Source organism: Terrabacter sp. Ter38 (assembly GCF_024519435.1).
Taxonomy (GTDB): domain Bacteria; phylum Actinomycetota; class Actinomycetes; order Actinomycetales; family Dermatophilaceae; genus Terrabacter.
Genome location: NZ_JALJRZ010000001.1, coordinates 482374 through 503220 on the forward strand (window position 1 = coordinate 482374; position 20847 = coordinate 503220).

Sequence of the window (20847 nt, forward strand, 5' to 3'; positions counted from 1 at the left end):
TCGGCCGGGACGGGCCTCCCCTCGCCACGGTCGGCGTCTCAGATCGCGACACCCACGGACCGACGGGTGGACAGGCGCCGACCGAGCCCTTTATCGTCGTGCGCAGGTCATGAGTGCCAGTGACAAGCCCCGGCTCGCTGGCCAGCAACCCTCCTCCGCGGTGGGGTGCTCCGGGTGACGACCAGGCCGCCCTCGGTCCGATACGTCATCGAGGTCGGCAAGCGCGGACCTGCACCGGGCGGGTCCCATGACCCAGGAGCACTCCCATGTCGGTCCTTCCCTCGACGCACCCCGCCGCCTCCCTCTGCGGCGGCTCGCCCGCACCCGTCGTGCGCACCCGCGCCCTCCACGTCGTTCCCGAGGCGCGAACCCTGCCCTCCGTCGTGGGCGCGGGACTGCGCGTGCCCACCCTCCACGGCGAGACGGCATACGCCAACCTCGACCACGCGGCCTCGACACCGGCGCTCGAGACGGTCAAGGCCGCCGTCGACCGCGCTCTCGAGACGTACTCCTCCGTGCACCGCGGCGCCGGCTTCGCCTCGCGGCTGACGAGCGCGTGGTACGAGCAGGCCCGCGCCGAGGTCGCCGCCTTCGTCGGCGCCCGCGAGGGTGACGCCGTCATCTTCACCCGGACGACGACCGACTCCTGGGCGTTGCTGAGCAAGGCGCTGCCGAGCCGCACGACGGTCTTCGTCTTCGGCACCGAGCACCACTCGACCCTGCTGCCGTGGGGCCGCTTCCGCACCGTGCGCCTCCCCGTCCCGCAGACGGTCGAGGACGCGCACGCCCTGCTCGAGGAGGCGCTGGCCGACCACCCGTCGCGCCACCGCCTCGTCGTCGTCGCGGCCGCCTCGAACGTGACCGGCGAGGTCTGGCCGATCGAGCGCTTCGCCACCCTGGCCCACGAGCACGGCGCCCGGATCGCCGTCGACGCCGCCCAGCTCTCGGCGCACCGCCCCATCGACCTCGCCGCGTGGGACGCCGACTACGTCGCGTTCTCGGGGCACAAGACGTACGCCCCGTACGGCGTGGGCGTCCTCGCCGGGCGCTCAGACTGGCTCGACGCCGGCAACCCCTACCTGCTCGGTGGCGGCGCGACGCGCTCGGTGACCGAGGACGGCACGACGTGGGCCACGGGTCCGGCGCGCCACGAGGGCGGCAGCCCCAACGTCATCGGCGCCATCGCCCTCGCGGCGGCCTGCTCGACGATCAGCCGTCACCGCGAGGCCATCGAGGAGCACGAGACCCGCCTGCTCGAGCGGCTCCGCGCCGGTCTCGAGGGTGTCGCCGGTGTCGAGGTGCTCTCGATCTTCGGTGACGACAGCGACCGGGTCGGCGTCGTGGCTTTCACCATCGACGGCTGGGACTCCTCGCTCGTCTCGCAGGTCCTCTCCGTCGAGCACGGCATCGGCGTGCGGGACGGTAAGTTCTGCGCCCACCTGCTCATCGACGAGCTCCTCGAGGACCCGTGGGGCGAGCGATCCTCCACCGCCGTCCGCGCCAGCATCGGCCTGGGCAGCACGCTCGAGGGGGTCGAGCGTCTCGTCGCGGCCGTCGCGACGCTCGTCGAGCACGGCACCGACGCCGACTGGACGCTCACCGAGAGCGGTTGGGCGCTCGAGGGCACCGACCCGCGCGACGTCGAGGTCGAGCGACCCTGGTGAACGCGGGCCGACGGTCCTGAACCGGTCCTGAGCCGGTCCTGAGCCGGTCCTGAGGTGGACTGCCCCTGTCAGTGCGCTTGCGCTGCCAGGGAGTTCGGGGTCTCTGGTGTCAAGTCAGCGCGCCGGCAGGGCGTAGCTCGCCCAGACCGCGGCGTGGTCGGCCCGGTTGAGAGCCACCTGCCCGGCCTCGACGACGGTGAGGCCGCGGCTCAGCACGTGATCGAGCTGCACGAAGGCCGGGAGCCGGTTGCCCGCGAAGGGCCAGGTGCGCACCCACCCCTGCCCGTCCGTGCGCTGCGCGTCGTCGAGGCCCGCGGCGAGGTCGCGGAAGCCGGGGTGGCCGAAGCCGGCGTTGAAGTCGCCGGTCATGACGAGGAGCTCGTCGCCGTCGAGACGCTGCTTCCACGACTGGAGCGCCCGCAGGCCCGCGCGCCACTCGACGGTGTCACCGGGCACGGGCGCCGCGGGATGGGCGACCTTGAGACGCACCGTGCCGTTGGGAACGGTCACGTCGACCTCGGGTTGGACGCTCCGGGTGCCCTCGATCGCCGGGTCGGTGCCGAGACTGCGCACCGAGAGCGGGTAGCGCGACAGGACCATCGTCCCCGTGGAGGTGCTGGCCCGGGCGACACCCTGCCGTTGGCTGAAGTAGTCGGCCGCACCCTCGGCATCGAGCCGCCGCAGGAACGCCGGTGTCGCCTCGGTGAGGACGAGGACGTCGACGGAGTGGAAGTGCACGGCATCCATGAGCTGGCCCGCGTTGGCAGACCCGATCCAGACGTTGGCCGACATGACCGTGAGGTCGCGGTCGGCCTTCGGCGAGGTGGTGGCCCGGAAGGCCGGCGCCGCGACCGTCGTCGCCACGACGAGCGCGACGACGACGGGGACGACCATCCACCACCGCCGCAGCACGAGCGTCGCAACGGCGAGCAGGCCCAGGCCGATGACGACGAAGGGCCCTGCCGTCTGGAGCACGACGACGACGTATGCCGTCGAGTCGTACCAGCGCAGCGCGCCGACCGCGACGAGCCCCAGCAGGACGACGCCGATGACGACGTCGAGCCATCGCCGGCGGGGACGACGCCCGAGGGGCTCCGCCGTCGACGACTCGGCGGGCTCCCCCGGTGGACCGGGGGGCCCGTCGTGGGCGTCGTCGCGGTCGACGTGCTCGGTCTCCCCGGCGACCTCCTGCACCGTCACGTCAGGCCTGCAGCACGACCGGGATGATCATCGGCCGGCGCCGGATCTTGCCACCGACCCACGAGCCGACCGCGCGCCGGATGACCTGCTGCAGCTGCTGGTCGTCGCGGACACCCTTCGAGACGGCCTCCTCGATGGCTCGCTCGACCTTGGGGATCACCTGCTGGAAGATCTCGTCGTCCTCGACGAACCCGCGGGCCGTGATCTCCGGGCCGCTCGCGATCTTGCCGGTTGCGGCGTCGAGCACCACGACGCAGGTGATGAAGCCCTCGTCGCGCAGGATCCGGCGGTCCTTGAGCAACGCCTCGTCGGCACCGCCGACGCTGCTGCCGTCGACGTAGACGTAGCCGCACTCGACGACACCGCTCACCTCGGCGACCCCGTTGACGAGGTCGACGACGACGCCGTCCTCGGCGAGCACGACGTTGTCCTCGTGGACGCCGGACGCGATGGCGAGCTGGGCGTTGGCATACATGTGCCGCCACTCGCCGTGGACGGGCAGGACGTTGCGCGGCTTGACGATGTTGTAGCAGTAGAGCAGCTCGCCGGCGCTGGCGTGGCCCGAGACGTGCACCTTGGCATTGCCCTTGTGCACGACGTTGGCGCCGAGGCGCATCAGGCCGTTGATGATGCGGTAGACGGCGTTCTCGTTGCCGGGGATGAGGCTGCTCGCGAGCAGGACCGTGTCGCCGGGACCGACGTCGATGCGGTGCTCGCGGTTCGCCATCCGCGAGAGGGCGGCCATCGGCTCACCCTGGGAGCCGGTGCAGATGAGGACGAGCTCGTCGTCGCGCAGGCTGTCGATCCTCTTGATGTCGATGAGGATGCCGTCGGGCACCTTGAGGTAGCCGAGCTCGGCGGCGATGCCCATGTTGCGCACCATCGACCGGCCGACCATGGCGACCTTGCGTCCGGCCTTCTCCGCGGCGTCGAGCACCTGCTGCACGCGGTGCACGTGGCTGCTGAAGCAGGCGACGATGATCCGTCGCTCGGCGTGCCGGAAGACCTTGTCGATGGCCGGTGCGATCTCGAGCTCGGGCGTCGTGAAGCCGGGGACGTCGGCGTTCGTCGAGTCGGTGAGGAAGAGGTCGACGCCCTCCTCGCCGAGGCGGGCGAAGGCACGCAGGTCGGTGAGGCGGCCGTCGAGCGGCAGCTGGTCCATCTTGAAGTCGCCGGTGTGCAGCAGCGTGCCGGCCTCGGTGCGCACGAAGACGGCGAGCGCGTCGGGGATCGAGTGGTTGACCGCGATGAACTCGAGGTCGAAGACGCCGAGCTTCTCGCGCTGCCCCTCCTTGACGGCCATGGTGTACGGCCGGATGCGGTGCTCCTTGAGCTTGGCCTCGATGAGCGCGAGGGTCAGCGTCGAGCCGATGATCGGGATGTCGCCCTTGAGCTTGAGCAGGTAGGGCACCGCGCCGATGTGGTCCTCGTGGCCGTGCGTCAGGACGATGGCCTCGATGTCGTCGAGCCGGTCGGCGATGTAGGTGAAGTCCGGCAGGATGAGGTCGACTCCGGGGTGGTGGTCCTCGGGGAAGAGCACGCCGCAGTCGATGACGAGCAGCTTGCCCTTCGTCTCCAGCACGGCCATGTTGCGGCCGACCTCGCCGAGCCCACCGAGCGCGACGACCCGCAGGCCGTTGTCGGGGAGGGCGGGGGGTGTGGTCAGCTCAGGGTGGGGGTGGCTCACAGGTGTCCTGTCATTCGATGGTGCTGCCGGGCCGTCAGGGGCTCCGGTCGGAGGTCAGGGGGCGGTCGTCCGACCGCCCGGGTGGGCCGCGACGGTGGCGAGAGCGGCGCGGACAAGCGCGGTCTGATCCTCGTCGGCAGGCACGAGCGGCAGGCGCACGGCCGCCGACTCGATGATGCCCTGCTCGGCGAGGCCGGCCTTGGCCATGATGGCGCCCTGGGTGACGTTCATGACGGCGTTGACGATCGGGGTGAGGCGTCGGTGCACGGCGCGGGCGTCGTCCCAGCGCCCGTCGACCACGGCGTCGGCCATCGCGCGGTAGGCCGCCGGGGCCACCTGCGACGTGACGCCGACGAAGCCGACCGCCCCGTTGACGAAGTGGCCGAGGTTCATGGCGTCGTCGCCGGAGTACCAGTCGAGGCCGGTCTCCTGCATCATCTCGCTCGCGAACCACAGGTCGCCGCGGGCGTCCTTCACGGCGGCGATGCGGTCGTGCTCGGCGATGCGCAGGTAGGTCTCACGCGCGATGGCGATGCCCGAGCGGCCGGGGATGTCGTAGACCATGACGGGCAGGTCGCTCGCGTCGGCGAGCGCCGTGAAGTGGGCGACGAGGCCGGCCTGCGGCGGCTTGTTGTAGTACGGCGTCACGGCGAGCACGGCGTCGGCACCGGCCTTCTGCGCGTGGCGCACCGCCTCGACGCTCTTGGCGGTGTCGTTGCTGCCGGCTCCGGCGATGACGACGCAGCGGTCGCCGACGGCCTCGATGACGGCGCGGAGCAGCTCGTCCTTCTCGTCGGACGAGGTGGTGGGCGACTCGCCGGTGGTGCCCGAGACCACGAGGCCGTCGTGACCGGCCTCGACGAGGTGGGTCGCGACCCGCTGGGCGGCGTCGAGGTCGATCGAGCCGTCAGGCCGCATGGGCGTGACCATCGCCGAGAGAACACGTCCGAGGGCGGGTGCGTCAGCCATGAGGCCAAGGTTAGCGCCCGGGCCCTCGCTCACGACGCCACGCCCACGCCGCAGGCCCGGGCCGCTTCGCTGGGGGCAGGACAGAGGCGAGGCACTACTCGCTCGGGGGTCCGAGTAGTGCCTCGCCACTCCTACATCGGCGGGTTCGCCCGGGTGTTACAGCCTGATCCGGGTTTTCTTTCCGAGAGATCGCGTATGCCGTGTCAGCCGCGCCGCTCGTAGGTGACCCAGGCGAAGCCCGGCCGCTCGTCGCGGGCGGTCTCGGTCCAGATGGCAGGGTCGATGGCCGGGAAGGTGACCGAGCCCTCCGGGGACTGGTCGACGTCAGTCACGAGGAGGCGGACGGCATACGGCATGGCCTGGCGGTAGATCTCTCCCCCGCCGACGACGAAGACCTGCTCGGCGTCGGCCACGAGCGCGAGCGCCTCGGTGAGGGAGTGCGCCACCTCGACGCCGGGAGCGCTCCAGTCGCGCTGTCGGGTGACGACGACGCTGCGCCGGCCGGGGAGCACACCCATCGAGTCGAAGGTGCGCCGACCCATGACCATCGGGTGGCCCATCGTCGTTCGCTTGAAGAACCTCAGGTCCTCGGACAGGTGCCACGGCATCGTCAGCCCGTCGCCGATGACGCCGTTGCGTCCGACGGCGGCGATCATCGTCACGTTCGGCAGCGCGGTGGTCATGGCGGCAAGGGTCCCAGACTCGGACCGCTCAGACGGCGATGGGGGCCTTGATGCCCGGTTCGGCGACGTAGTCGACGAGCTCGAAGTCGTCGAGGTCGAAGTCGTCGATGTTCGTCTTGCCGGGCGTGATGCGCATCGTCGGGAGCGCATGCGGCGTGCGGGTCAGCTGCAGGCGGGCCTGGTCGAGGTGGTTGAGGTAGAGGTGGGCATCGCCGAGCGTGTGCACGAACTCCCCCGGCTCGAGATCGGTCAGCTGGGCCACCATCTGCGTCAGCAGGGCGTAGCTCGCGATGTTGAACGGCACGCCGAGGAAGATGTCTGCGCTGCGCTGGTAGAGCTGGCACGAGAGGCGGCGGCCGCCGTCGGGTCCGGGCGGCGAGACGTAGAACTGGAACATCGTGTGGCACGGCGGCAGGGCCATGTCGTCGACGTCGGCGACGTTCCAGGCCGAGACGATGAGGCGGCGGCTGTCGGGGTTGGTGCGGATCTGCTCGATCACCTTGGCGATCTGGTCGACCCGGCGGCCGTCGGGCGTGGGCCACGAGCGCCACTGGTAGCCGTAGATCGGGCCGAGGTCACCCGTGTCGGGGTCGGCCCACTCGTCCCAGATCGAGATCCCCCGCTCCTGGAGCCAGCGCACGTTGGTGTCGCCCCGCAGGAACCACAGCAGCTCGCCGATGATCGAGCGCAGGTGCAGCTTCTTCGTCGTCATGGCCGGGAAGCCGTCGGCGAGGTCGAAGCGCATCTGGTGGCCGAACACGCTGAGCGTGCCCGTGCCCGTCCGGTCGGACTTCTCCTGACCGTGGGTCAGGACGTGGTCGAGGAGATCGAGGTACTGCCGCACGATCCGCAGCCTAACCCTGACCCCGACGCCCACCGCCGTAGGCCGCCGCCGACGCACCGTCATGTGTGCACCGATGGGTGCCAGGCCCACGATCCGTGCACACACCGGAGCCTCGAGTGGACTGCCTGTGCACGGCGGAAGCGGCGCGGCGCGAGCGGTCGGCAGCATGGTCGCGTGCTCGCCGACCGTGTCATCGAGGAGTCGCCCCGGCTCCGGGCCCGGGTGTCCGGCCAGTCCGGGCTCATCAGCCGTGCTCAGGCCCTCGAGGCGGGGATCGGCGGCGAGGCCATCCGGTGGGCCGTCGCGTCCGGCCGTTGGACCACGTCGCACCCGGGTGTCTACCTCACCACCCCGGGCCGGGACGACTGGGAGGTCCGGGCCGTCGCCGCCCTGCTCTTCGTGGGGCGCCCAGCCGCCCTCGCCGGACCGAGTGCAGCACTGGCCTGGGGGCTGGAGCGGCGCGAACCGGAGTCGGTCCACCTCGTCGTCCCGGCCGGCCGGCGGGCGAGCACCCGCGGCGGCATCGACGTCATGCGGTCGAGACGCTTCGACGAGCGCATCGACGACCGGGCGTGGCCGCATCGGACCACGGTCGAGCACACGGTTCTCGACCTCGGCATGCGCTCACCCCTGGATCGGGTGCTGGCGCTCGCCGCTCGAGCGTGCCAGCAGCGCCTCACCGACGAGGCTCGACTCGCGCAGGCGCTCGCAGGCCGCCCGGACCAGACGCACCGCGCCCTGCTCCGGGAGTGCCTCACCGACCTGGGCACCGGCGCCGAGAGCGCCGCCGAGGTGCGCTACATCCGCGACGTCGAGCGCGCGCACGGTCTGCCGACCGCACTGCGGCAAGAACACATCGGGTCCGGCCGTCGCTGCGACAACCTCTACGACGCCGAGCAGGTCGTGCTCGAGGTGGACGGGAGGCTCGGGCACGAGGGGTGGGCCGCACGGGTCCGCGACGGCATCCGTGATCGCGGCTCGGCGCGGCTGGGACGGGTCACGGTGCGGGTCTTCTGGACCGACGTGGCCGTCACTCCCTGCGAGCTCGCGGCGGAGGTCGGCGACCTGCTGCGCGTCCGAGGGTGGCGAGGTTCGGTGCGGCCGTGCCGCAGACGCGGTTGCTCGTCGATCATGCGTACTGCGGCCTGACTCCCGCTGTGTGCACGGACCGGCGTCCTGGCACCAATTGGTGCACACGGCGGACGTGGCCCGGGCCGGTCAGGCGTCGTAGTCGAGGCTGACCTCGTCGGTGACCGGGTGGGACTGGCAGGCGAGCACGATGCCGGCCGCCACCTCCTCCGGCTCGAGCGCGTAGTTGCGGTCCATCCGGACCTCGCCCGACACGAGCCTGGCCCGACAGGTGCCGCACACGCCACCCGTGCACGAGTAGGGCGCGTCGGGCCGGGCGCGCAGGGTCGCGTCGAGGATCGTCTCCTCGCGGCTCGGCATCGGGATGACGGTCGTGCGCCCGTCGAGGTTGACCGTGACCATGGCCTCGGGAGGCGCGCCGGCGTCGACGACGACCTTGCGCTTCGGCTCGGTGCCGTCGTCGACGTGGAAGATCTCGTGGTGGATGTGCCGCGGGTCGACGCCCTGACCGGTGAGCAGGGCCTCCGCTCCGGTCACCATGCCGAACGGCCCGCAGAGGTACCACTCGTCGACGGAGCCGACCGGCAGCAGCGTGCCGAAGATCGCCTCGAGCCGCTCCGTGTCGAGCCGGCCGTGGAAGAGCTCGACGTCCTGGGCCTCACGGGACAGGACGTTGACGAGGTGGAAGCGCCCCGGGAAGCGGTTCTTGAGGTCCTCGAGCTCTTCGAGGAACATGATCGAGCTGGTGCGGCGGTTGCCGAAGAGCAGCGTCGCGCGCGACCCGGGCTCCTCCTCCAGCGCCGTCGTCAGCAGCGAGATGACGGGCGTGATGCCCGAGCCGGCCGCGATCGCGACGTGATGGCGTATGCCGTCCGGCCGGGTCGGGCACGTGAACGAGCCCGCTGGCGTCATGACCTCGACGACGACGCCGGCCGAGACGCCGTCGTTGAGCCAGTTCGACATGCGACCCTCGGGCACGCGCGCAGCCGCGACCCGGAGGCTGCGTCCAGCAGGGTCGGCCCGGCGTGACTGGCAGATCGAGTAGGACTGGCGCACCTCCTCACCGCGGATCTCGGCGCGGAGCGTCAGGTGCTGGCCTGGCTCGAAGACGAACTCGTCGACGAGGTCCTCGGGCACGGCGAAGGTGACCGCGACGGCCTCGTCGGTGAGGCGCTCGACCGACGAGACAGCCAGCCGGTGGAAGCGCGCGCGGTGGCGGACGCTCGTGGCCTGGCCAGGGGCCGCGTCCGCGGCGGGACCGGTTGCGGTGGGGGTGGAGACGTCGGTCATTCAGATGGCCTTGAACTCGTCGAAGGGCTCGAGACACGCGTTGCAGCGGCGCAGGGCCTTGCACGCGGTCGAGCCGAAGTGGGCGATCTCGGTCGTGTCGGCGGAGCCGCACCGCGGGCAGGCGACGACGTGGCGGCTCAGGGTGACGGCCACGGGACCGTGCGGCTCCCCCGCCGGCACAGCGCCCGGGGGCGCGATCCCGAAGCGCAGCAGTGCCGCTCGCCCTTCGTCGCTCATCCAGTCGGTCGTCCACGCCGGCGACAGCTGCGTGCGGACGTCGGCGGCATACCCCATGCGGTCGGCCTCGAAGACGATGCGCGAGGCGATCGCCTCCATGGCGGGGCACCCGCTGTAGGTCGGGGTGATCGTCACGGCGACGGTGTGCGCCTGCTCGTCGACCTCCACGGCTCGCAGGATGCCGAGGTCGGAGATGCTGATGACGGGCACCTCGGGGTCCGGGATTCGCGAGATCGTCTCCGCGACAGCGGACTCCACGGCCACGGTGGTCACCACGTCGCGCCGGGATGCGACCGTGCGATGTGCTGCATCTCGGCCAGGAGTGAGCCCATGGGGCGTGAGTGGATGCCGGCACGGCCTCCGCGCGAGCGCCACCGTGACCCGTCGGGCAGCCTCAACGTCGCCTGCTCGACGACGCGCGCGACCCGGGCCACGACGGCGTCATGGAGGGTCGAGGGCAGCACGCCGACCTCGAGGCCGGCCGCGAGCACCGAGGCCTCGTCGTCGTCGAAGAGCTCGGGCAGGTGCGGTAGGACGCGCTCGAGCGCCGCCTGCATACGGCGGTGCGACTCCCCGGTGCCGTCGCCGAGGCGCACGACCCAGAGCGAGGCATGGTCGAGGTGGTAGCGCACCTCCTTGAGCGCCTTGCCTGCCACGCCCGCCACGACGTCGTCCCCCGAGCCGCTCAGGCCGGTGTGCAGCTCGACCTGGTAGGCGGAGAACCAGAGCAGCCGGGCCATCTCGTCGGCGAAGTCACCGCGCTCCTGCTCGACGAGGTGGACGTTGCGCCACTCCCGCTCGTCGCGCTGCATGGCGTAGTCGTCCTCGCCGCGACCGGTGCCGTCGATGGAGCCGATGTAGGGGTAGAGCCCGCGCGCCTGACCGAGGAGGTCGAGTGCGATGTTGCCGAGCGCCATGTCCTCCTCGATCTGCGGGGCGTTCGTCATCCACTCGCCGAGGCGCTGGGCGTAGACCATGGCGTCGTCGGCGAGCCCGAGGAGGTAGGCGCCGTACGGCTTGGCGCCGGGGTCGCCGCCGGTGTTCTCGGCAGCCCCGGGCAGCGGCTCACGCTGCGCGGACTCCGAGGCGGAGGCCGCCGCGCCGGTGACCGGCTCGGTGACCGGCTCGGTGACCGACGTGGTGCCGGTGTCGGTCGGGGTCGGGGTGGCTGGGGTGCTCACAGGTACTCGACATCCTCGGGCACGTCGTAGAACGTCGGGTGTCGGTAGATCTTGTCGCCGGCCGGGTCGAAGAAGGAGTCCTTCTCGGACGGGCTGCTCGCGGTGACGTCGTCGGCCTTGACGACCCAGATCGAGACGCCCTCCTGACGGCGGGTGTAGACGTCCCGGGCGTTGCGCAGGGCGAGCTCGGCGTCGGGGGCGTGGAGCGAGCCGACGTGCACGTGCGACAGTCCGCGCTTGCCACGGACGAACACCTCCCAGAGGGGCCAGCTGCGCTCCCCCTGGGCAGGCTCGGACGGGGCCCCGGCACCGGTGGACGGGGTGGTGGCTCCGCTCACGCGGCACTCTCCTTCTGCTGCTGCTGCTCCCGCTCGCGGGTGGCCTGCTTGGCGGCGTACGCGTTGGCGGCCTCGCGCACCCAGGCGCCCTCGTCGTGGGCCCGGCGGCGGTGCTCGATGCGCTCGGCGTTGCACGGGCCGTCGCCGCGCAGGACCTGCCAGAACTCGTCCCAGTCGATCTCGCCGAAGTCCCAGTGGCCGCGCTCGTCGTTCCAGCGCAGCTCGGGGTCGGGCAGCACGATGCCGAGCTTCTCGGCCTGCGGCACCATCATGTCGACGAACTTCTGGCGCAGGTCGTCGTTGCTGAAGCGCTTGATGCCCCAGGCCATCGACTGCTCCGTGTGGCCACCCTTGGCCGCTTCACCGGTGTCGGGCGGCCCGAACATCGCGAGCGCCGGCCACCACCAGCGGTCGGCGGCGTCCTGGGCCATCGCCTTCTGGGACTCGGTGCCGCGCATGAGGTTCCAGAGGATCTCGAAGCCCTGCCGCTGGTGGAAGGACTCCTCCTTGCACACGCGGACCATGGCGCGGGCGTACGGGCCGTAGGAGCAGCGGCACAGCGGCACCTGGTTCATGATCGCCGCACCGTCGACGAGCCAGCCGATGGCGCCGCAGTCGGCCCACGTCAGCGTCGGGTAGTTGAAGATCGAGGAGTACTTCTGCTTGCCGTCGTGGAGCCGCTCGAGCAGCTCCTGCCGGTCGATGCCGAGCGTCTCGGCCGCGGAGTAGAGGTAGAGCCCGTGGCCGGCCTCGTCCTGGACCTTGGCGATGAGGATCGCCTTTCGGCGCAGCGAGGGGGCGCGCGTGATCCAGTTGCCCTCTGGCTGCATGCCGATGATCTCGGAGTGCGCGTGCTGGGCGATCTGGCGGATCAGCGTCTCGCGGTAGTCGTCGGGCATCGCGTCACGCGGCTCGATGCGCTGGTCGGCGGCGAGCAGGGCGTCGAAGTCGTCGCCGACGGCGTCCCGACCGTCCCGCTGGTCGTCGTGCTCGGCCGCCGCGTCGTAGTCGGCGGTCTCGGCCGCGTTCAGCGGTTCGTTCGGGTCGATGACGTCATTGCCATACATGAGTCCAGTATGCGAGATGCAGCCGAAGGCGTCCAAAGCCGGGGTGCGCCGGGGGTGGACAGCGGGCGCGTCCACGCCTGAGAGGATGCCGGGGTGGCACACGAGGACGCGAACGCACACCGGCACGGGCACGACCACGGACCCGACGAGGGACACGACCACGCGCACGAGCGCGGGCCCGTCGCCGACGCGTCGGTCCGGGTCGCTCGCGGCTCCGACGCCCCCGCGGTGGGCCTCGTGCAGGCCGTCGTGTTCCGGCAGGCGTATGCCGCCGTGCTCGCTCCCGAGGTGCTCGCCACCTTCGAGCCCCGGGCGTTCGCGAACGCCTGGCGCGCGACGCTCGAGGGCGAGAGCTCCGGCGACGGCGTGCTGCTCGTGGCGTGCGCGGGCGAGCAGGTCGTCGGCTTCGCCGCGGTGGGCGCGTCCGATGACGCCGACACCGATGCCGGCACCGCCGAGCTGATCGTGCTCGGGGTCCACCCCGAGGCACGCCGCCAGGGGCACGGCTCGCGCCTGCTGCACGCGGTCGTCGACACGGCCCGCGCTCGTGGGCGCCATGAGCTCACCGCCTGGCTGCTCGCCGCGGACGACGCCACGCGCGGTTTCCTCACGGCTGCCGGGATGGTGGCCGACGGTGCGCACCGCCAGCGCGTGGTGTCGCCGGACGGCGGGACTGCGGGCGAGCTCCGCCTGTCCGCGGTCCTCGCCGACGCCCCTGCCGACGCCCCTGCCGACGCCCCTGCCGACGCCCCTGCCGACGACACCGCCAACGAGACCGCCGAGGCGACCACCGACGCGTCCGCCCGACCGTCCGCCGACGACCAGGCCCCGGCCGCGGCCGACGTCAGGACCCCGGAGGGACCGTGACCGCGACGGCCGACCCGGGGGCACGACGGGCCGTCGTGCGCCAGAGCCTGTCCGTCGGGGTCGCCACCGGCGCCTATGGCATCAGCTTCGGCGCCCTCGCCGTCGCGGCCGGCCTCGACACGTGGCAGGCGATGGCGCTCTCCCTGCTGATGTTCACCGGCGGCTCACAGTTCGCCTTCGTCGGCATCATCGCGAACGGCCTGCACGCCGCACCCGCGGCGATCGCGGCCTCGTCGATGCTCGGCATCCGCAACGGCCTCTACGCCCTCGAGCTGACGCACCTGCTCGGCGTCCGTGGCACCCGTCGGGTCGCGGCCGCGCACCTGACCATCGACGAGTCGACGGCGGTCGCCGTGGCCCAGGACGACCAGCGCACGTCGCGGCTGGGGTTCTGGCTCACCGGCTTCACCGTGTTCGCCCTCTGGAACCTCAGCACCCTCGTCGGCACCCTCATCGGCACCCACGTCGGCGACCCGCGCACCTACGGACTGGACGCCGCCGCCTGCGCCGCCTTCACCGCCCTGCTCTGGCCGCGCCTGCGCAACCGGGACGCCGTGGCGATCGCCGTCGTCGGCGCCGTCGTGGCGGTGCTGCTGTCACCGACGGTGCCACCCGGCATACCCGTCGTGGCTGCAGCTGCCGCCTCCCTGCTGGCGTGGCGTACCCCCACGAGGGAGCAGGCATGAGCCTCTGGACCGCCGTGCTCGTCGCGGCCGCCATCGCCTTCGGGCTCAAGCTCGCTGGACACCTCGTGCCCGCGCACCTGCTCGGCGCGCCACGCGTCCGCCGCATCACGGCCGCCCTGCCGATCGCACTGCTCGCCGCCCTCGTCGCCACCCAGGCGTTCACCGGACCCGGCGGGTCGTTCGTCCTCGATGCGCGGGCGGCTGCCGTGGGCGTCGCGATCGTGGCGCTCCTGCTGCGCGCCCCGTTCATCGTCGTCGTCGTGCTCGGCGCCGCCACCGCGGCCCTCCTGCGCGCCCTGGGTTGGGCCTGACCGGTGGCTGATCAGGACGACGTGCGCCGGCTCGCCCTCGCGCTGCCCGGCGTCGAGGAGATCGCCAGTGCGGGCTTCGACTTCCGGGTGGGCGGGCACGGCTTCGTCTGGTCCTATCCCGAGCGCGTCCCGGGACAGCGGCGCGTCATCCGCACGGACGTCGCCGTGCTCTACGTCGGCGACGAGGCCGAGAAGCAGGCCCTCGTGCTCGGTGAGCCGGACTTCTTCTTCACGACGCCCGGTTACGACGGGTCACCCCTCGTCATGGTCCGGCTCGAGCGCGTCGACGTCGACCGGCTCGAGGAGCTCGTCAGCGACGCCTGGCGGATGCGCGCCCCCGCCGACCTCCTCGATGACTGAGGCGACCGCTTCGCGGCTGGGCCCCCACGACACATGAACCAGGGCTCGACACGGCCATCGCAGCACCACGGCACCGAGACCGGCCGGGTTGGTGTGTCGGGACGGCCCGCGTCAGGCGTGCGCGTCGCAGACCGGCTGGAGCGGACGACCCGGAAGGTCCTCGCGGTTGTGCATCCGGCTCGTCGGCGCCGCGCAGACGTGGCAGGCCGCGAGGTGGACGGCCTCGTCGCTGAACCCCACGCTCATCCGCTCGTCGAAGACGTAGAGGTGGCCCTCCCAGAGCCCGCGGTCACCCCGCTCCTCGCCGTAGCGCACGATGCCCCCGTCGAGCTGGTAGACCTCCTCGAAACCCCTCGCGCGCATGAGGCTCGTCAGCACCTCGCAGCGGATGCCGCCCGTGCAGTAGGTGACGACGGGGCGCCCCTTGAGCTCGTCCCACCGACCGGCGTCGAGCTCGCGCACGAAGTCGCTCGTGTGGCGGATGTCGGGCACGACGGCTCCGCGGAAGCGCCCCACCGCCGCCTCCACGGCGTTGCGCCCGTCGAAGAGCACGACGTCGTCGCCGCGCTCGGCCACGAGGGCGTCGAGCTCGGCAGGGCGCAGCCGGGCACCTCCACCGACGACGCCCTGCTCGTCGACGACGACCTCGTCGGGCACCCCGAACGACACGATCTCCTCGCGCGCCTTGACGACGAGTCGCGGGAAGTCGAGGCTGCGGCCCTCGGCGTCGAGCCCGGTGCCGTCGCTCCACCGGACGTCGACGTCGCGGAAGGGTGCGTACTCCTTCGTCTTGCGGACGTACGTCTTGAGCACGGTGACGTCGCCACCCACCGTCGCGTTGATCCCGTGGCGCGAGAGCAGGATCCGCCCGCGCAGGCCCAGTCCCTCGCAGAGGTCGCGCTGCCAGAGGCGGAGCGCGTCGGGGTCGGCGAGCGGGCGGAACGCGTAGAAGAGGACGACCTTGGGGATGGCCACGTCGGTCTCGTCGGCTGCGCGGCGGCTCAGGCGAGGCCGAGGTAGTGCTCGAGGCCGACGGTCAGGCCGGGGTGGTCGGCGACCGCGCGCACCGCTGCGATGACGCCCGGCATGAAGCTGCCGCGGTCGAAGGAGTCGTGCCGCAGCGTCAGCATCTCCCCCGCGTTGCCGAGCAGCACCTCCTGGTGCGCCGTGAGACCGCGCAGCCGCACGGAGTGCACGGGTATGCCGTCCACCCGGGCGCCGCGGGCACCGTCGGGGTCGTCGGTCGTCGCGTCGGGCACCGGCGCACAGCCGGCCCCGGACCGTGCCCGTCCGATCATCGCCGCCGTGCGCGCGGCGGTGCCGGACGGCGCATCGACCTTCGCCGGGTGGTGCAGCTCGATGACCTCGACGGACTCGAAGAAGGGAGCAGCCTTGGCGGCGAACGACATCATGAGCAGCGCGCCGATGGCGAAGTTCGGCGCGATGAGGACCCCGACCCCGGCACCCGACGACGCCGGGGGTGCGTCGGCGAGGTGGCCGCGGAGCGTCTCGAGGCGCGCGTCGTCCCACCCGGTCGTGCCGACGACGACGTGGACGCCACGCCCGACGCAGTGGGCGACGTTGGCCGGAGAGGCCGCGGGGACGGTCAGCTCGATGGCGATCTCGGCGCCACCGAGGTCGCCGAGGTCGTCGTCCGAGCCGTAGGCACCGACGAGGGTCAGACCGGCGGCGCCCTCGACGGCACGCACCGCCTCCGACCCCATCCGGCCGCTCGCACCGATGACGGCGACCTTGGTGTCGCGGGACGGCTGGCCTGTCGAGTCGCTCACCCGGCCAGCCTAACGAGCCGGCGCGGACACGGAACGAGGCACACGGCATACGGACTCGTGCATCACGAAACCGCGCTGGGAGTTCGCTGTGAGGCGCACACTGGAAGGGACCGAGGAAGTGGTCCGCATGTCCGTCCGTCCGCGCAGCGTCGTCGTGGGCCGGCTCCGTCGCCTGGCCCTCATCCCCCTCGCGGCCATCGGGCTCGTCCTCGGCGTGCTCGTCGCCCCCAGCGCGCAGGCGGCCGTCCTGTTCGGTCACGACATCTCGTGGCCGCAGTGTCCGTCGACCTTCCCGCCGACGTCGACGCAGTTCCTCGTGATCGGCCTGACGAACGGCCTGCCGTTCACCGAGAACCCTTGTGTCGCAACACAAGCCACGTGGGCCGCGAACCACGCAAAGCCCACCCACGCGTACACCATGGCGGGCTTCCCGACGGCCGCGCAGCTCACGACCTACGGCGCGAGCGGCCCGTGGTCGGGCTCGACGCGCGCGGGCCGCCTCAGCAACGTCGGCTACGCCGAGGCGACGTTGGCCGTCGCGACCGTGCGCGACGTCCCCGGCTGGGCGCCGCGGATGGTCTGGATCGACGTCGAGCCGCGGGACACCGAGCCGCGGAGGCAGCCGTGGCCCACGTCGACGTCCGTGCAGCGCCTCGAGAACCGCTACGTCGTCGAGGGCATCATGCGAGGGCTCCGGGCGGCGGGCTACTCCTACGGCGTCTACTCCAACGCCTCCGGCTGGCAGACGATCACGGGGTCCTGGTGGCTGCCCGGTGTGCCCGTCTGGGCGACGGCCGGCGCCCTGAACCACCCCAACGAGGCGCTCGACAAGTGCACCCAGCCGAGCTTCTCGGGTGGCAAGGTCTACCTCGCCCAGTGGTGGGACGCCACCTGGGACTACGACCGGACCTGTGACCCCTACGCGTTCACGCGCCTTCCCGTGGCACCGGCGTCGCTGTCCACCAGCACGGGCGACGTCAACGGCGACTGGAACAACGACGTGCTGGCGCGCTGGACGGCGAGCGCGGCGCTCAAGCTGTACGCCGGCACCGGGACGGGGAGCCTCTCGCTCGGCACGCAGGTCGGCACCGGCTGGGGCGGGATGGCCACCCTCGAGACGCCGGGCGACCTGAGCGGTGACGGCGCGCAGGACGTGCTCGCCCGCGAGACGTCGACCGGTGACCTCTGGATGTACAAGGGCAACGGCGCAGGTGGGTGGCTCCTCCCCCGGGTCCGGGTCGGCACCGGCTGGCAGGGGATGAACACCGTCGTCGGCGTCGGCGACCTCACCGGCGACGGTCGGATGGACATCGTGGCCCGGCGGGCCACCACCGGAGAGCTCTCCCTCTACCCCGGCACGGGCAGCGGCGGGTGGAAGCCCCGGTCGAGCCTCGGCACCGGGTGGAACCGCTACGACGTCCTCGTCGGGCCGGGTGACCTCACCGGCGACGGACGACCCGACCTGCTCGCCCGCGAGACGTCGACCGGCATCCTCTGGCTCGTGCCGGGGACCGGCACCGGCACGCTGGGCACCCGAGTCCAGGTCGGCACGGGCTGGAACGGCATGACGGCGATCATGAGCCCTGGCGACCTCGACGGTGACCGCGTGCCCGACGTGCTGGCTCGTGACGGCTCCGGGCGCCTGTGGCTCTACCCGCGCACCGCCGCGGGAGGGTGGAGCCCGCGCGTGCTCGTCAGCACCGGCTGGACCATCGTCGACGCGATCTTCTGACCCGACGGGTCGACCGACAGCACGCTGCCCTCGGGACCGGGGCTCTTGACCCCGACCGGCGGTTGCATCCTGTTGCTCGACCCGTCGCGGAGACGACGGAGCGGCCCGCCACCCCCTGAGGGGTGACGGGCCGCTTCGTGACCAGGAACGGTCGACCGGTTCGGTCAGGCGTCAGCGGACTCCGTGGCCGGCGCGTCGGTCTCGGCGGCCGAGTCACCGTTGTCGCCCTCGGCGAGGACCGCAGCGAGGCTCAGCTTGCCGCGCGGGTCGATCTCCTTGAGCTCGACCTGGATCTTCTGGCCGATCTTGACGACGTCGTCGACGCTGTCGATCCGCTTGCCGCCGACGAGCTTGCGCACCTCGGAGATGTGCAGCAGGCCGTCCTTGCCGGGCAGCAGCGAGACGAACGCACCGAAGGTCGTCGTCTTGACGACGGTGCCGAGGAAGCGCTCGCCGACCTCGGGCATCGTCGGGTTCGCGATGGCGTTGACCGCCGCGCGAGCCGCCTCGGCCGACGGGCCGTCGACCGCACCGATGTAGACCGTGCCGTCGTCCTCGATCGAGATGTCGGCGCCAGTGTCGTCCTGGATCTGGTTGATCATCTTGCCCTTCGGGCCGATGACCTCACCGATTTTGTCGACGGGGACCTTCACCGTGATGATGCGCGGGGCGTACGGGCTCATCTCGTCGGGCACGTCGATGGCCTCGGCCATGACGTCGAGGATGTGCAGACGCGCGTCGCGGGCCTGGGTCAGCGCGCCGGCGAGGACCGACGCGGGGATGCCGTCGAGCTTCGTGTCGAGCTGGATGGCCGTGACGAACTCCTTGGTGCCGGCGACCTTGAAGTCCATGTCGCCGAAGGCGTCCTCGGCACCGAGGATGTCGGTGAGCGCGGCGTACTGCGTCTCACCGTCGACGGTGTCGGACACGAGGCCCATCGCGATGCCGGCGACCGGGGCGCGCAGCGGCACCCCGGCGTTGAGCAGCGACAGGGTCGAGGCACAGACCGAGCCCATCGAGGTCGAGCCGTTGGAGCTGAGCGCCTCGGACACCTGACGGATGGCGTACGGGAACTCCTCGCGCGTCGGCAGGACCGGCATGAGCGCACGCTCGGCCAGGGCGCCGTGACCGATCTCGCGGCGCTTCGGCGAACCGACGCGGCCGGTCTCACCGGTGCTGTAGGGCGGGAAGTTGTAGTTGTGCATGTAGCGCTTGCGCGTGACGGGGCTCAGCGTGTCGAGCTGCTGCTCCATCTTGAGCATGTTGAGCGTCGTGACACCCATGATCTGGGTCTCGCCACGCTCGAAGATCGCCGAGCCGTGCACGCGCGGCAGGACCTCGACCTCGGCGCCGAGGGCGCGGATGTCGGCGAGGCCGCGGCCGTCGATGCGGACCTTGTCGCGCAGGATGCGCTGGCGGATGAGCTTCTTCTGCACGGAGCGGAAGGCGGCCGAGACCTCCTTGTCACGCCCCTCGAACTGCTCGGCGAGCTGCGCCTTGACGGCGTCCTTGATCTCGTCGAGGCGCTCCTCGCGCTCCTGCTTGCCCGCGATGGTGAGGGCAGCAGTCGTGTCGGCCAGGGTGGCGGACTCGACGGCGGCGTACACGTCGTCCTCGTAGTCGAGGAAGATCGGGAAGTCCTGGACCGGCTTGGCGGCCTCGGCAGCGAGCTGGGCCTGGGCGTCGCAGAGCTGCTTGATGAACTTCTTCGAGGCCTCGAGGCCCTCGGCCACGACCTCCTCGGTCGGAGCCTGCTTGCCCTCGTTCTTGACGAGGTCCCACGTCGACTCGGTGGACTCGGCCTCGACCATCATGATCGCGACGTCGTCACCGACGACACGACCGGCGACGACCATGTCGAAGACCGAGCGCTCGATGTCGGAGAAGTTCGGGAAGGCGACCCACTGGCCGTCGATGAGCGAGACACGCACGCCACCGATGGGGCCCGAGAACGGGAGGCCGGAGATCTGCGTCGAGGCGCTGGCCGCATTGATGGCGAGCACGTCGTACTGGTGGTCCGGGTTCAGCGAGAACACCGAGATGATGACCTGGACCTCGTTGCGCAGACCCTTCTTGAAGGTGGGGCGCAGGGGGCGGTCGATGAGGCGGCAGGTGAGGATGGCCTCCGTCGAGGGGCGACCCTCACGACGGAAGAAGCTGCCCGGGATCTTGCCGATGGCGTACATGCGCTCTTCGACGTCGACCGTCAGCGGGAAGAAGTCGAACTGGTCCTTCGGCTGCTTGCCGGCGGACGTCGTCGACAGGAGCATCGTGTCGTCGTCGAGGTAGGCCGTGACGGCGCCGCCGGCCTGACGGGCCAGGCGGCCGGTCTCGAAGCGGACCGTGCGGGTGCCGAAGCTGCCGTTGTCGATGACGGCCTCGGCGAAGGTGATGTCTGGACCCTCCATGTGGGCCCTCGCTTTCTTTTTCTCATGTGCCCGCGCACATCGTCGTTGTGTGCGTGGTTTCCTTCTTCGGGCCGGCTGGCCCTGGTGCGGCGGACGACGGGCGTCGCACGCCTGCACCTACGACGAAAGGCGGTCTCCGCAGGACGCGGTGACCGCCTTTCGTCACGAACTCATCGACGCAGGCCGAGTCGCTTGATCAGCGAACGGTAGCGCTCGATGTCGGTCGCCTCGAGGTAGCGCAGCATGCGCTTGCGGCGGCCGACCAGCAGGAGGAGACCACGACGGCTGTGGTGGTCGTGCTTGTGGGCCCGAGCGTGCTCGGTCAGGTCCTTGATGCGCTGCGTCAGCATCGCGATCTGGACCTCGGGAGAGCCGGTGTCGCCCTCGACCGTGGCGTACTCGGTCATGATCTGCTTCTTCACGTCAGCGTCCAAAGGCATGGAT

21 protein-coding genes and 1 riboswitch are annotated in these 20847 nt (G+C 71.6%); of the genes, 7 read left to right on the top strand and 14 right to left on the bottom strand.

Going from position 1 to position 20847, the window contains the following annotated elements; all coding sequences use genetic code 11:
* Positions 1-105 precede the first annotated feature (105 nt).
* A riboswitch (SAM riboswitch) is annotated at positions 106-230 on the top strand.
* 36 nt (positions 231-266) lie between these two features.
* Entirely contained in the window at positions 267-1664 is a 1398-nt protein-coding gene (locus NR112_RS02230; protein WP_256792349.1) for an aminotransferase class V-fold PLP-dependent enzyme, read from the top strand.
* A gap of 114 nt (positions 1665-1778) precedes the next feature.
* On the opposite strand, the gene NR112_RS02235 is transcribed toward NR112_RS02230, so the two are convergent.
* The 5 genes from NR112_RS02235 to NR112_RS02255 all read right to left on the bottom strand — a co-directional run bounded on the left by NR112_RS02235 (position 1779) and on the right by NR112_RS02255 (position 7047).
* Positions 1779-2864 (bottom strand): endonuclease/exonuclease/phosphatase family protein, encoded by a 1086-nt coding sequence (locus NR112_RS02235; RefSeq protein WP_256792350.1) that lies wholly within the window; start codon positions 2862-2864, stop codon positions 1779-1781.
* A gap of 1 nt (position 2865) precedes the next feature.
* Positions 2866-4551: a ribonuclease J gene (locus tag NR112_RS02240; protein ID WP_256792351.1), complete on the bottom strand. Its 1686-nt coding sequence runs from the start codon at positions 4549-4551 to the stop codon at positions 2866-2868.
* A gap of 54 nt (positions 4552-4605) precedes the next feature.
* Positions 4606-5520, bottom strand: a complete 915-nt coding sequence (dapA, locus tag NR112_RS02245; RefSeq protein WP_256792352.1) for a 4-hydroxy-tetrahydrodipicolinate synthase — start codon at positions 5518-5520, stop codon at positions 4606-4608.
* Positions 5521-5723: 203 nt separating this feature from the next.
* Positions 5724-6203 (bottom strand): dihydrofolate reductase, encoded by a 480-nt coding sequence (locus NR112_RS02250; RefSeq protein ID WP_256792353.1) that lies wholly within the window; start codon positions 6201-6203, stop codon positions 5724-5726.
* 28 nt (positions 6204-6231) lie between these two features.
* Positions 6232-7047, bottom strand: coding sequence for a thymidylate synthase (locus NR112_RS02255; RefSeq protein WP_256792354.1), 816 nt, complete (start codon positions 7045-7047; stop codon positions 6232-6234).
* A 174-nt stretch (positions 7048-7221) separates the two neighbouring features.
* On the opposite strand from NR112_RS02255, the gene NR112_RS02260 reads away from it, so the two are divergent.
* A complete protein-coding gene (locus NR112_RS02260; RefSeq protein ID WP_256792355.1) occupies positions 7222-8196 on the top strand; it encodes a type IV toxin-antitoxin system AbiEi family antitoxin domain-containing protein in 975 nt (324 codons plus the stop codon).
* Between the two features lie 69 nt (positions 8197-8265).
* Here NR112_RS02260 and paaE read toward each other — a convergent pair whose 3' ends face one another.
* The 5 genes from paaE to paaA are packed head-to-tail and all read right to left on the bottom strand — an operon-like array spanning position 8266 to position 12249.
* Positions 8266-9426: a 1,2-phenylacetyl-CoA epoxidase subunit PaaE gene (gene paaE / locus NR112_RS02265; RefSeq protein WP_256792356.1), complete on the bottom strand. Its 1161-nt coding sequence runs from the start codon at positions 9424-9426 to the stop codon at positions 8266-8268.
* Positions 9427-9921, bottom strand: a complete 495-nt coding sequence (gene paaD, locus NR112_RS02270; RefSeq protein WP_256792357.1) for a 1,2-phenylacetyl-CoA epoxidase subunit PaaD — start codon at positions 9919-9921, stop codon at positions 9427-9429.
* Positions 9922-9932: 11 nt separating this feature from the next.
* Positions 9933-10844 (bottom strand): 1,2-phenylacetyl-CoA epoxidase subunit PaaC, encoded by a 912-nt coding sequence (paaC, locus tag NR112_RS02275; RefSeq protein WP_256792358.1) that lies wholly within the window; start codon positions 10842-10844, stop codon positions 9933-9935.
* The gene (gene paaB / locus NR112_RS02280; RefSeq protein WP_020142640.1) at positions 10841-11182 is read right to left on the bottom strand and encodes a 1,2-phenylacetyl-CoA epoxidase subunit PaaB; all 342 of its coding nucleotides are present in this window, start codon (positions 11180-11182) and stop codon (positions 10841-10843) included. Before paaB ends, paaC begins: the two co-directional genes overlap by 4 nt.
* Complete coding sequence (paaA, locus tag NR112_RS02285) at positions 11179-12249, bottom strand: 1,2-phenylacetyl-CoA epoxidase subunit PaaA (RefSeq protein ID WP_256792359.1); 1071 nt, start codon at positions 12247-12249, stop codon at positions 11179-11181. Before paaA ends, paaB begins: the two co-directional genes overlap by 4 nt.
* Positions 12250-12342: 93 nt before the next feature.
* Between paaA and NR112_RS02290 the strand changes: the two genes are divergently transcribed.
* Genes NR112_RS02290 through NR112_RS02305 form a run of 4 tightly spaced genes read left to right on the top strand, consistent with a single transcriptional unit; the run spans position 12343 to position 14473 of the window.
* The gene (locus tag NR112_RS02290) at positions 12343-13116 is read left to right on the top strand and encodes a GNAT family N-acetyltransferase (RefSeq protein WP_256792360.1); all 774 of its coding nucleotides are present in this window, start codon (positions 12343-12345) and stop codon (positions 13114-13116) included.
* Positions 13113-13802: an AzlC family ABC transporter permease gene (locus tag NR112_RS02295; protein ID WP_256792361.1), complete on the top strand. Its 690-nt coding sequence runs from the start codon at positions 13113-13115 to the stop codon at positions 13800-13802. The genes NR112_RS02290 and NR112_RS02295 overlap by 4 nt, the downstream gene beginning before the upstream one ends.
* A complete protein-coding gene (locus NR112_RS02300) occupies positions 13799-14113 on the top strand; it encodes an AzlD domain-containing protein (RefSeq protein ID WP_256792362.1) in 315 nt (104 codons plus the stop codon). Before NR112_RS02295 ends, NR112_RS02300 begins: the two co-directional genes overlap by 4 nt.
* A gap of 3 nt (positions 14114-14116) precedes the next feature.
* The gene (locus tag NR112_RS02305; protein WP_256792363.1) at positions 14117-14473 is read left to right on the top strand and encodes an MmcQ/YjbR family DNA-binding protein; all 357 of its coding nucleotides are present in this window, start codon (positions 14117-14119) and stop codon (positions 14471-14473) included.
* Between the two features lie 111 nt (positions 14474-14584).
* Here NR112_RS02305 and NR112_RS02310 read toward each other — a convergent pair whose 3' ends face one another.
* Together NR112_RS02310 and dapB are read right to left on the bottom strand one after the other, a co-directional pair.
* Positions 14585-15448, bottom strand: coding sequence for a rhodanese-related sulfurtransferase (locus NR112_RS02310; RefSeq protein ID WP_256792364.1), 864 nt, complete (start codon positions 15446-15448; stop codon positions 14585-14587).
* A gap of 26 nt (positions 15449-15474) precedes the next feature.
* Positions 15475-16263, bottom strand: a complete 789-nt coding sequence (dapB, locus tag NR112_RS02315) for a 4-hydroxy-tetrahydrodipicolinate reductase (protein WP_256792365.1) — start codon at positions 16261-16263, stop codon at positions 15475-15477.
* Between the two features lie 127 nt (positions 16264-16390).
* Between dapB and NR112_RS02320 the strand changes: the two genes are divergently transcribed.
* Positions 16391-17995 carry an FG-GAP-like repeat-containing protein gene (locus NR112_RS02320; protein ID WP_256792366.1) on the top strand — a complete coding sequence of 535 codons (1605 nt, stop codon included), beginning with the start codon at positions 16391-16393 and terminating at the stop codon, positions 17993-17995.
* Between the two features lie 164 nt (positions 17996-18159).
* Here NR112_RS02320 and NR112_RS02325 read toward each other — a convergent pair whose 3' ends face one another.
* Both NR112_RS02325 and rpsO read right to left on the bottom strand, forming a co-directional pair.
* Complete coding sequence (locus NR112_RS02325) at positions 18160-20403, bottom strand: polyribonucleotide nucleotidyltransferase (RefSeq protein ID WP_256792367.1); 2244 nt, start codon at positions 20401-20403, stop codon at positions 18160-18162.
* 170 nt (positions 20404-20573) lie between these two features.
* Positions 20574-20843 carry a 30S ribosomal protein S15 gene (rpsO, locus tag NR112_RS02330; protein ID WP_020142650.1) on the bottom strand — a complete coding sequence of 90 codons (270 nt, stop codon included), beginning with the start codon at positions 20841-20843 and terminating at the stop codon, positions 20574-20576.
* Positions 20844-20847 lie beyond the last annotated feature (4 nt).